Source organism: Burkholderia sp. Tr-862 (assembly GCF_011753085.1).
Taxonomy (GTDB): domain Bacteria; phylum Pseudomonadota; class Gammaproteobacteria; order Burkholderiales; family Burkholderiaceae; genus Burkholderia; species Burkholderia ambifaria.
Genome location: NZ_VWWG01000087.1, coordinates 19,794 through 29,330, shown reverse-complemented (window position 1 = coordinate 29,330; position 9,537 = coordinate 19,794). Strand labels below are relative to the sequence as shown.

At 68.4% G+C, this 9,537-nt stretch carries 9 protein-coding genes; 7 read left to right on the top strand and 2 right to left on the bottom strand.

Annotated elements, in window-relative coordinates; genetic code table 11:
• Nucleotides 1-100: 100 nt before the first annotated feature.
• The 3 genes from F3J14_RS21790 (at nucleotide 101) to F3J14_RS21780 (ending at nucleotide 2,866) form a co-directional block, all read left to right on the top strand.
• Nucleotides 101-1,399: a class I SAM-dependent RNA methyltransferase gene (locus F3J14_RS21790; protein WP_166724775.1), complete on the top strand. Its 1,299-nt coding sequence runs from the start codon at nucleotides 101-103 to the stop codon at nucleotides 1,397-1,399.
• Nucleotides 1,400-1,695: 296 nt separating this feature from the next.
• A complete protein-coding gene (locus F3J14_RS21785) occupies nucleotides 1,696-2,106 on the top strand; it encodes a VOC family protein (RefSeq protein WP_166724774.1) in 411 nt (136 codons plus the stop codon).
• Between the two features lie 73 nt (nucleotides 2,107-2,179).
• Nucleotides 2,180-2,866, top strand: a complete 687-nt coding sequence (locus F3J14_RS21780) for a YafY family protein (RefSeq protein WP_166724773.1) — start codon at nucleotides 2,180-2,182, stop codon at nucleotides 2,864-2,866.
• A gap of 86 nt (nucleotides 2,867-2,952) precedes the next feature.
• On the opposite strand, the gene F3J14_RS21775 is transcribed toward F3J14_RS21780, so the two are convergent.
• Entirely contained in the window at nucleotides 2,953-3,876 is a 924-nt protein-coding gene (locus F3J14_RS21775) for a carbon-nitrogen hydrolase family protein (RefSeq protein WP_166724772.1), read from the bottom strand.
• A gap of 81 nt (nucleotides 3,877-3,957) precedes the next feature.
• On the opposite strand from F3J14_RS21775, the gene F3J14_RS21770 reads away from it, so the two are divergent.
• The 4 genes from F3J14_RS21770 to F3J14_RS21755 all read left to right on the top strand — a co-directional run bounded on the left by F3J14_RS21770 (nucleotide 3,958) and on the right by F3J14_RS21755 (nucleotide 8,752).
• Nucleotides 3,958-4,878 (top strand): LysR family transcriptional regulator, encoded by a 921-nt coding sequence (locus F3J14_RS21770; protein ID WP_166724771.1) that lies wholly within the window; start codon nucleotides 3,958-3,960, stop codon nucleotides 4,876-4,878.
• Between the two features lie 192 nt (nucleotides 4,879-5,070).
• Nucleotides 5,071-5,580, top strand: a complete 510-nt coding sequence (locus F3J14_RS21765; RefSeq protein ID WP_166724770.1) for an NUDIX hydrolase — start codon at nucleotides 5,071-5,073, stop codon at nucleotides 5,578-5,580.
• Nucleotides 5,577-6,731, top strand: coding sequence for a tRNA 2-thiouridine(34) synthase MnmA (mnmA, locus tag F3J14_RS21760; RefSeq protein ID WP_166724769.1), 1,155 nt, complete (start codon nucleotides 5,577-5,579; stop codon nucleotides 6,729-6,731). Before F3J14_RS21765 ends, mnmA begins: the two co-directional genes overlap by 4 nt.
• A gap of 401 nt (nucleotides 6,732-7,132) precedes the next feature.
• The gene (locus F3J14_RS21755; protein ID WP_105785358.1) at nucleotides 7,133-8,752 is read left to right on the top strand and encodes an FMN-binding glutamate synthase family protein; all 1,620 of its coding nucleotides are present in this window, start codon (nucleotides 7,133-7,135) and stop codon (nucleotides 8,750-8,752) included.
• A 104-nt stretch (nucleotides 8,753-8,856) separates the two neighbouring features.
• Here F3J14_RS21755 and F3J14_RS21750 read toward each other — a convergent pair whose 3' ends face one another.
• Nucleotides 8,857-9,471, bottom strand: coding sequence for a glutathione S-transferase N-terminal domain-containing protein (locus F3J14_RS21750; protein WP_166724768.1), 615 nt, complete (start codon nucleotides 9,469-9,471; stop codon nucleotides 8,857-8,859).
• Between the last annotated feature and the right edge of the window lie 66 nt (nucleotides 9,472-9,537).

Genomic DNA, 9,537 nt, shown 5'->3' with positions numbered 1-9,537 from the left:
GCCGGCGCACGCGCGCCGGCGTCCCGAATCGGACGCAACACCGGCCGCGGCCGCCCGCGCCGCGTACAATGGTGGACTTTTGCACGCCCTCACCCGCCTTATGTCCTCGCCCACCCTGTACGAATTCTTCGCTCCCTGCCCGCGCGGCCTCGAAGCGGTGCTTGCCGCCGAGCTGGCCGAAATCGCCGGCCGCCATCTGGACGGCGCGCCGTTCACCGCGGGCGCGCAGGTGCCGGGCGGTGTTCATTTCCGCGGCGGCTGGGCCGCCGGCATGGCCGCGAACCTCCATTCGCGAATTGCGAGCCGGATTCTGCTGAAGATCGCGCACCGCCCGTACCGCAACGAACAGGACGTCTACGCGCTCGCGCTCGAGCAGCCGTGGGAACGCTGGTTCGCAGCGACGCAGACGCTGCGCGTCGACATCACCGCGATCAAGTCGCCGCTGAAGAGCCTCGAATTCGCGACGCTGCGCGTGAAGGACGCGATCTGCGACCGGATGCGCGAGAAGACCGGTGCGCGGCCGAGCATCGACACCGGCGCGCCGGACGTGCGCGTGTTCGCGTTCCTGACGGCCACCGAGTGCACGCTGTACCTCGATACGTCGGGCGAGCCGCTCTTCAAGCGCGGCTGGCGCCTCGACAAGGGCGCGGCGCCGCTGCGCGAGAACCTCGCGGCCGGCATCCTGCGCCTGACGGGCTGGACGCCCGGCACCGCGCTGTACGACCCGATGTGCGGCAGCGGCACGTTCCTGGCGGAAGCCGCACAGATCGCGCTCGGCGTCGCGCCGGGCGTCGAGCGCCGCTTCGGCTTCGAAAAGCTCAAGCAGTACGACATCACCGCATGGCAGGGCCTGAAGGTCCCGGCGCTCGACGCAAAGCGCGCGGCGCGCGGCAAGCGCGATGCGCTCGGCGTGTACGGCAGCGACATCTCCGGCGACATGCTCGAGAAGGCGCGCGCGAACCTCGAGCGCGCGGGCGTACCGTCGGTGTGGCTCAAGCAGGTCGACGCGCGCGGCATGACGCCGCCGTGCGACGGCCCGGGCATCATCCTCGCGAACCCGCCGTACGGCGAGCGGATCGAGGTGCGCGGCCGCAGTGCGCGCGGCGAGGTACGCGAGACGGGCCGCAACCGCGACAACGACGACGCATTCCGCCGCACCCACACCGACGCGCCGGACAGCGAGTTCTTCAATGCGCTCGGCGATGCGCTCAAGCAGCGCTTCACGGGCTGGCAGGCGTTCCTGCTGACGTCGGACCGGTCGCTGCCGGGCATGCTGCGGCTGCGCGAATCGGCGAAGACGCCGCTGTTCAACGGCGCGCTCGAATGCCGGCTGTTCCGCTTCGACCTGATCGCCGGCAGCGTAAAGGCACGCCCGGCCGCGCCGGAAGGCGACGCCTGACACGCGAAGCGGCCGCTGCGGCCGCCTGCTGACACCCTGACGACGCCCGGCATCCGCCGGGCGTTTTTCGTTGCGCGGCGCCGAGGCATGCCGGGGCCGCGCCCGCCGCGCTTCGATCTGCCCGTCCCATATGGTGCTGCCCGGCCGGGACGCCGGCGAAGCTGCCGAAGCTACCTTTCGTCAGCCCCGCCATGACTACTGACAGCACGCTGTCAGCAGCCCCCGATCACACTGCAATCCCGGCGCAATGCAAGGCTGGTTTCCATCAACAACCCGAACAACACAAGGAACTCGTCATGACGTCCGCAACTGCAACTGCAACCGCAACCCTCGAACGTGCGATCGCGTGGTTCGACATCCCGTCCCTCGATTTCGACCGGGCGATCCGTTTCTACGAAACCGTGCTGCAAACGACGCTGCAGCGCGAAGTCATCGGCGGCGTGCCGATGGCCATGTTCGATCACGAAGCGTCGAGCACGGGCGGCAGCATCGTATTCGATCCGCAGCAGATGAAGCCGAGCGCGAACGGCGTGCTCGTGTACCTGAACGCCGGCGAGTCGGTCGTCGCGGCGCTCGAACGCGCGAAACGCGCGGGCGGCGTCGTGCAGGGCTCGGTCATCGAGCTGCCGAACAACTACGGCTACATCGGCTACCTGATCGATACCGAAGGCAACCGCGTCGGCCTGCACGCACCGAAATGCCACTGAGCGCGTCCACGATCCTGCCGGCGCGGCGCTATCATCGCGAAGTCCCCGTAGCCGTTGGAGTCGAGGTGCAGCCATGACGCGCCGTGCCGACCGCCTGTTCCAGATCGCCGAACTGTTGCGCGGGCGGCGTCTCACGACCGCGCAACAGCTCGCCGACTGGCTGTCGGTGTCGCCGCGCACGGTCTATCGCGACGTGCGCGACCTGCAACTGTCAGGGGTGCCGATCGAAGGCGAAGCCGGCATCGGCTACCGGCTGAACCGCAACGCGAGCCTGCCGCCGCTCACGTTCACGGCCGAGGAACTCGCGGCGCTCGCGGTCGGCGCGCGGATGCTCGAGACCTGGGGCGGCGCCCGCTTCGCGGGTGGCGCGCGCTCGGCGCTCGCGAAGATCGCATCGGCGATGCCGGCCGACAAGCGCACGGCGCTCGACCGCCTGCCGGTGTTCGCGCCGTCGTTCCACATCGACGAGACGTTCTGCGCGAAGGTCGACGCGATCCACCAGGCGGTCGACACGCACCACATCGTCAGCTTCGACTACCGCGACCGGCTCGGCGCGCACACGCAGCGCCGCGTGTGGCCGCTCGGGCTCGTCTACTGGGGCGGACGCTGGACGATCGGCGCGTGGTGCGAACTGCGCGGCGACTTCCGCACCTTCGACATCGCGCGGATGGGCGACATCACGGTGCACGAGCAGTTTCCGGACATGGAAGGCCGGCGGATCGCCGACTACATGCGGATCGCGGAAGCGCCGATGCGCTGACGCGCGCGGCAGCGGCAGGCCGGATGCCGCCCCGCCGGCCCCGCCGCCATGCGAGCGCCGGGGCGTCGGCGCCCCGGCAACGCCTGTCAGCCCTCGAACACCACCGGCCGCTTCGGCCGCTCGTCGACGTGCAGCGAAAACACGTCGGCGCGCGCATAGTGCCCGACCACGTCGAAGTCGTAACGCGCACGCACGAGTTCGTCGGTATCGATGCGCGCGGTCACGAGCCCGGCCTCGCCGATCAGCGGCTCCGTCAGCAGGTCGCCGAGCGGCCCGACGATCACGCTGCCGCCGCGGATCAGCGGCCGCTCGGGATCCCAGCCCGGCACGTCGATGCCGAGCGCGCGCGGCGACGGCTGCACCTGGCAGGCGCTGACGACGAAGCAGCGCCCCTCGTGCGCGATGTGCCGCATCGAGCTTTGCCACAGGTCGCGCTCGTCGACGGTCGGCGCACACCAGATCTGCACGCCTTTCGCATACATCGCGCAGCGCAGCAGCGGCATGTGGTTCTCCCAGCAGATCGCGGCACCCGCGCGGCCCGCGGCCGTGTCGACCACCGGAAGCGTCGAGCCGTCGCCCTGCCCCCAGATCAGCCGCTCGGTGCCGGTCGGCATCAGCTTGCGGTGCTTCGCGACGAGCCCGTCGCGCGGGTCGAAGAACAGCGCCGTGCAGTACAGCGTGCTGCCGCCGCGCTCGATCACGCCGACCACGAGGCTCGCACCCGTGCGCTGCGACAGCGCGGCCAGCTCGTCGGTTTCGGGCCCCGGCACGTCGATCGCCTGCGCGGCGTAGCGCGCATACGCGTCGCGGCCCTCGGGCAACCGGTAGCCGAGCCGCGTACCGAAGCTCTCGCCTTTCGGATAGCCGCCGAGCACGGCCTCGGGCAGCACGACGAGCGATGCGCCGCTGTCGCGGATCGCGGTTTCGTAGCCGAGGATCGTGTCGAGAGTGGCACGCGTGCCGGCGGGCGATGCGCCGATCTGCAGCGCGGCGATGACTGAGGTGGACATGAAGGCGTCTCCGGGTGAGTGGGGTGACGCCATCTTTATCGATATCATTTCATCGATCAAATCGATACAACGATAACTGACATGAATGCGGATGATATCGCCGGGCTCGACCTGAATCTGCTGAAGGTGTTCGAGGCGTTGTACGAGGAAGGCGGCGCGAGCCGCGCGGCGCTGCGGCTCGGCCTCACGCAGTCGGCAGTCAGCGCGGCGCTCGCGCGGCTGCGCGTGATCTACGCCGATCCGCTGTTCGGGCGCACCGGCCGCGGGCTCGCGCCGACGCCGCGCGCGGACGAACTCAAGCCGATCCTGTCCGATGCGCTCGACCGCTGCCGCGAAAGCCTCGCGATCGCGGCCGACGGCGGCGAGCGGGTCGGCCGCACGATCTCGATCGGCTTGTCGGACGACTTCGAGATCGCGCTCGGCCGCGCGCTGATCGACGCGGTCGCGCGGGAAGCCGCGGGCATCCGGCTGATCTTCCGGCAGACGCACAGCGGGATCGCGGGCGACGCGCTGCTGCGGCACGGCGTCGATCTCGCGATCGCGTCGGGCGGGTTCTCGGCCAACGGCCTCAGCCGGCGCGCGGTCGCCACAGGCGGCTACGCGTGCCTGATCGATCCGGCCGGCCGCGCGCGAGCGCCGCGCACGCTCGCGCTCGCCGAGTTCCTGCAGCGCGATCACCTGCTCGTGTCGTCGGGCGGCGTGATCGGGATCGTCGACGAGGCGCTGGCCGCGCTCGGCCACAAGCGTCGCGTCGTAGCCTCGACCACGCACTTCGCGGCGCTGCCGTACCTGCTCGCCGGTTCCGCCGCGGTGGCGACGATTCCGGCGCACGCGGCACACGCGATCGCGCAGTCGACGTCGCTGCGCGCCCTCGCGTGCCCCGTCGAGCTGCCGCGCTACCCGGTGGAGATCGGCTGGCGCACGAGCACGCAGCGCGACCCGGCGATCGTGCGCGTGCGGGACACGATCGCCGCCTGCGTCGCGACGATCGTCGCGCCGTGAAAAATGGGGGCGCGATTCGGCGTCTCCGGTCCGCACTGCTGCCCGGGCCGCTCGCTGGTCGTGGCCGCGCCGCGCCGCCGATTCGCGCCACGACAAATCGGGCGCCCGTCGCCGCGATACAAATGACCAGGGTCGGATTCGTCTAACGAAGGGGCCGGCAGCGTCCGGGCGCAACCGGTAAAATGCCGAACCATGAAACCCGAAATCTGGACCCCGCATGTGACCGTTGCAGCGCTCGTCGAGCGCGCCGGTCGCTTTCTCGTGATCGAGGAAGAAACCTCCACGGGCCTGCGCATCAACCAGCCGGCCGGCCATCTCGAAGCCGGCGAGACGCTCGCCGACGCCGTGATCCGCGAGACGCTCGAGGAAACCGCGCATCCGTTCGTCCCCGACGCGCTCGTCGGCGTCTATCTCGCGCACTACGAGCGCCCCGGCACCGCCGGCGCGACCTACCTGCGCTTCACGTTCTGCGGCACGGCCGGCGAGCCGCTGCCCGGCCACGTGCTCGACGACGGCATCGTCCGCACGCTGTGGATGAGCGCCGACGAACTGCGCGCGTGCAGCGAGCGCCACCGCTCGCCCGCGGTGATGCGCTGCGTCGACGACTATCTCGCCGGGCGGCGCATTCCGCTCGATTTCGTGCATACGCATTCGGTCGCGCCGCGTCCGGACGCATTCGACCGCCAGGCGGTAAGCAAATGACCAAGCGCCGTGTAGTAGTGGGCATGTCGGGCGGCGTCGATTCGTCGGTGACCGCGTGGCTGCTGAAGGAACAAGGGTACGACGTGGTCGGCCTGTTCATGAAGAACTGGGAAGACGACGACGACGGCGAATACTGCTCGACGCGCCAGGACTGGATCGACGTCGTGTCGGTCGCCGACCTGATCGGCATCGACGTGGAAGCGGTGAACTTCGCGGCCGAGTACAAGGATCGCGTGTTCGCCGAATTCCTGCGCGAATACTCGGCCGGCCGCACGCCGAACCCGGACGTGCTGTGCAACGCCGAGATCAAGTTCAAGGCGTTCCTCGATCACGCGATGTCGCTCGACGCGGAAATGATCGCGACCGGCCACTACGCGCGCGTGCGCGAGCGCGACGGTCGCTTCGAACTGCTGAAGGCGTTCGATCATACGAAAGACCAGTCGTACTTCCTGCACCGGCTGAACCAGGCGCAACTGTCGAAGACGATGTTCCCGCTCGGCGAGATCCCGAAGACGAAGGTGCGCGAGATCGCCGCGCAGATCGGCCTGCCGAACGCGAAGAAGAAGGACTCGACGGGCATCTGCTTCATCGGCGAACGGCCGTTCCGCGACTTCCTGAACCGCTATCTTCCGACGAAACCGGGCCCGATGAAGACGCCGGACGGCAAGGTGATCGGCGAGCACATCGGCCTCGCGTTCTACACGTTCGGCCAGCGCAAGGGCATCGGCCTCGGCGGCAGCAAGGACGGCAGCGGCGAACCGTGGTTCGTCGCCGCGAAGGACATCGCGTCGAACACCCTGTACGTCGTGCAGGGCCACGACCATCCGTGGCTGCTGTCGCGTCAGCTCGTCGCCGGCAACGTGAGCTGGGTCGCGGGCGAGCCGCCGGCCGAAGGCTTCTCGTGCGGCGCCAAGACGCGCTATCGGCAGGCCGACGCCGCATGCATGTTCGGGCTGGCCGACGGCGAGCGCTTCTCGCTCGCGTTCGACGACGCGCAATGGGCGGTGACGCCCGGCCAGTCGGCCGTGCTGTATGACGGCGAGATCTGCCTGGGCGGCGGCATCATCGAGTTCGCGGCCACCGGCCAGCCCGGCCAGACGGCGCCGGCACCGGCGGCAGGCCACACCGGCGCGCTGGCCGAAGCACGCTGACATCCATTCGGTTTAGACTTGCGGCACGCCGCGCCCGGCGGAACACGATTCCGCCGCGGCCGGTGCGCCGCCGCGCAGCGTACGCATGGCGGCATTTCAAGATGCAGGGTCTATTCATGTATGGAACGCGCATGCGTTGCCACGAGAACGGCCGCTCGCGAGGCGCGCGACGCCGCGAATACTGGACGTATTCGCAAGGAGCGCAACGCGGCGAGCGGCCGTTCTCGTGGCAACCCCAAATTTAAAAAATCATTCCACGGGAATGCCCGAAATCGCCCGCATGGCGGCGTCGTTCGTCACTTGTTTGGCTCGGCCAAACGGCGCTCCTCACTTCTTGCCCTGCGCGCGATTTCGGGCATTCGCATGCGCGTTCCATACATGAATAGACCCTAGGAGTCCCCATGCTTTCACGACGCTACCTCGCGATGTGGTGTGCCGTCCTGTTGCTCGTTGCAGCGGCCGCCCTCGCGTCGATCCACGTGCTTTCCTGGCTGTGGATCATCATCCCCGTCGCGCTCGTCGCACTCGGCCTGTACGACCTGAAACAGGACCATCACGCGATCCTGCGGAATTACCCGCTCTGGGGCCATTTCCGCTTCCTGTTCGAGTTCATCCGCCCCGAGATCCGCCAGTATTTCGTCGAGGACGACACCGACGAGAAACCGTTCTCGCGCGCGCAGCGCAGCCTCGTCTACCAGCGCGCGAAGAATGTCGCCGACAACCGCCCGTACGGCACCGAACTGAACGTGAAGGCCGTCGCGCACGAATGGATCAGCCACTCGCTCGCGCCGACGAAGCTGCCGAACCACGACTTCCGCATCCGGGTCGGCGCAAACCGCGCGCAGCCCTACGACATCTCGATCTTCAACATCTCGGCGATGAGCTTCGGCTCGCTGTCCGCGAACGCGATCCGCTCGCTGAACCTCGGCGCGAAGAAAGGCGGTTTCGCGCACGACACCGGTGAAGGCTCGCTGTCGAAGTACCACCGTGAGAACGGCGGCGACATCATCTGGGAAATCGCGTCCGGCTACTTCGGCTGCCGCAGCGAAGACGGCACGTTCAACCCGGACAAGTTCGCGAAGCAGGCCGCCGATCCGCAGGTCAAGATGATCGAGATCAAGCTGTCGCAAGGCGCGAAGCCCGGCCACGGCGGCGTGCTGCCGGCCGCGAAGATCACGCCCGAGATCGCCGAGACGCGCGGCGTGCCGATGGGCAAGGACTGCATCTCGCCCGCGACGCACTCGGAATTCTCGACGCCGCGCGGGCTGCTCGAATTCGTCGAGCGGCTGCGCACGCTGTCGGGCGGCAAGCCGACCGGCTTCAAGCTGTGCATCGGCCATCCGTGGGAGTTCTTCGGGATCGCGAAGGCGATGATCGAGACGGGCATCGTGCCCGACTTCATCGTCGTCGACGGCGCGGAAGGCGGCACCGGCGCCGCGCCGCTCGAATTCACCGACCATGTCGGCGTGCCGCTGCAGGAAGGGCTGCTGCTGGTGCACAACACGCTCGTCGGGATCGGCGTGCGCGACCGCGTGAAGATCGGTGCGAGCGGCAAGATCATCACCGCGTTCGACATCGCGCGCACGCTCGCGATCGGCGCGGACTGGGTGAACTCGGCGCGCGGCTTCATGTTCGCGGTCGGCTGCATCCAGGCGCAGCATTGCCACACCGACCGCTGCCCGACCGGCGTCGCCACGCAGGACCCGGTGCGCCAGCGCGCCCTCGTCGTGCCGGACAAGGCCGAGCGCGTGTACAACTTCCACCGCAATACGCTGCATGCGCTGCAGGAACTCGTGCAGGCGGCCGGCCTCGGCCATCCGTCCGAGCTGCGCGCGCATCACATCGTGCAGCGCGTCGCGCCGCACGAGGTCCGGCTGATGTCGCAGTTGCTGAAGTACCTGAAGCCCGGCGCGCTGCTCGACGGCCAGACCTGCGGCTATACGCTGTACGACAAGTGGTGGCCGATCGCGCGCAGCGATTCGTTCGTGCTCGGCGAGACCGTTTACGCGTCGATCGAGTAACGCGTCGGACGTGCGATCGTCCGTCGCCCGGGCGATCCGCCAAAAAGAAAAGCGCCCCGCGGGGCGCTTTTCTTTTGTCTGCTCAATCCGCCGCCGGCAGCGGGTCAGGCTGGCGGCAGCGTGTCGGCGAACGTCTGCCGCTGCGACAGCTTCACGAAATACTTGTCGAGGTTCGGGTGGCGGTCGCGCCAGTTGAGCTCGGGCATCCGGAAGTCGAGGTAGCCGAGCGCGCAGCCGAGTGCGATGTCGGCGAGCGTGTAATGATTACCGACGCACCACGTCTTGCCGCCGAGGCCCTGCGACATCGCGACGAGGCCGTCGTCGATCTTGCGCTGCTGGCGCGCGATCCAGCTGGCGCTGCGCTGTGCTTCGTCACGCAGCGTGTGTTCGAGACGGATGGCAACGGCCGCGTCGAGCACGCCGTCGCCCAGCGCTTCCCAGCAACGCACTTCGACACGCTCGCGCCCCGACGGCGGAATCAGCTTGCCGACCGGCGACAGCGTATCGACGTATTCGCAGATCACGCGGGAATCGAACACCGCGGCACCATCCTCCATCACGAGACACGGGACCTTGCCGAGCGGATTCGATGCATGAATGTTCGTCTCCGGCGCCCACACGTTCTCGAGCTCCAGCTTGTAGTCGATCTTCTTTTCAGCAAGCACGATCCGCGCCTTGCGGACGTACGGGCTGCTGAGCGAACCGATTAATTTCATCATCTGCCTTTTTAAGGGAACCGCCGAGAGTATACGTTGTCGTCGATCATAACCGGGCGGCGTGGCCGG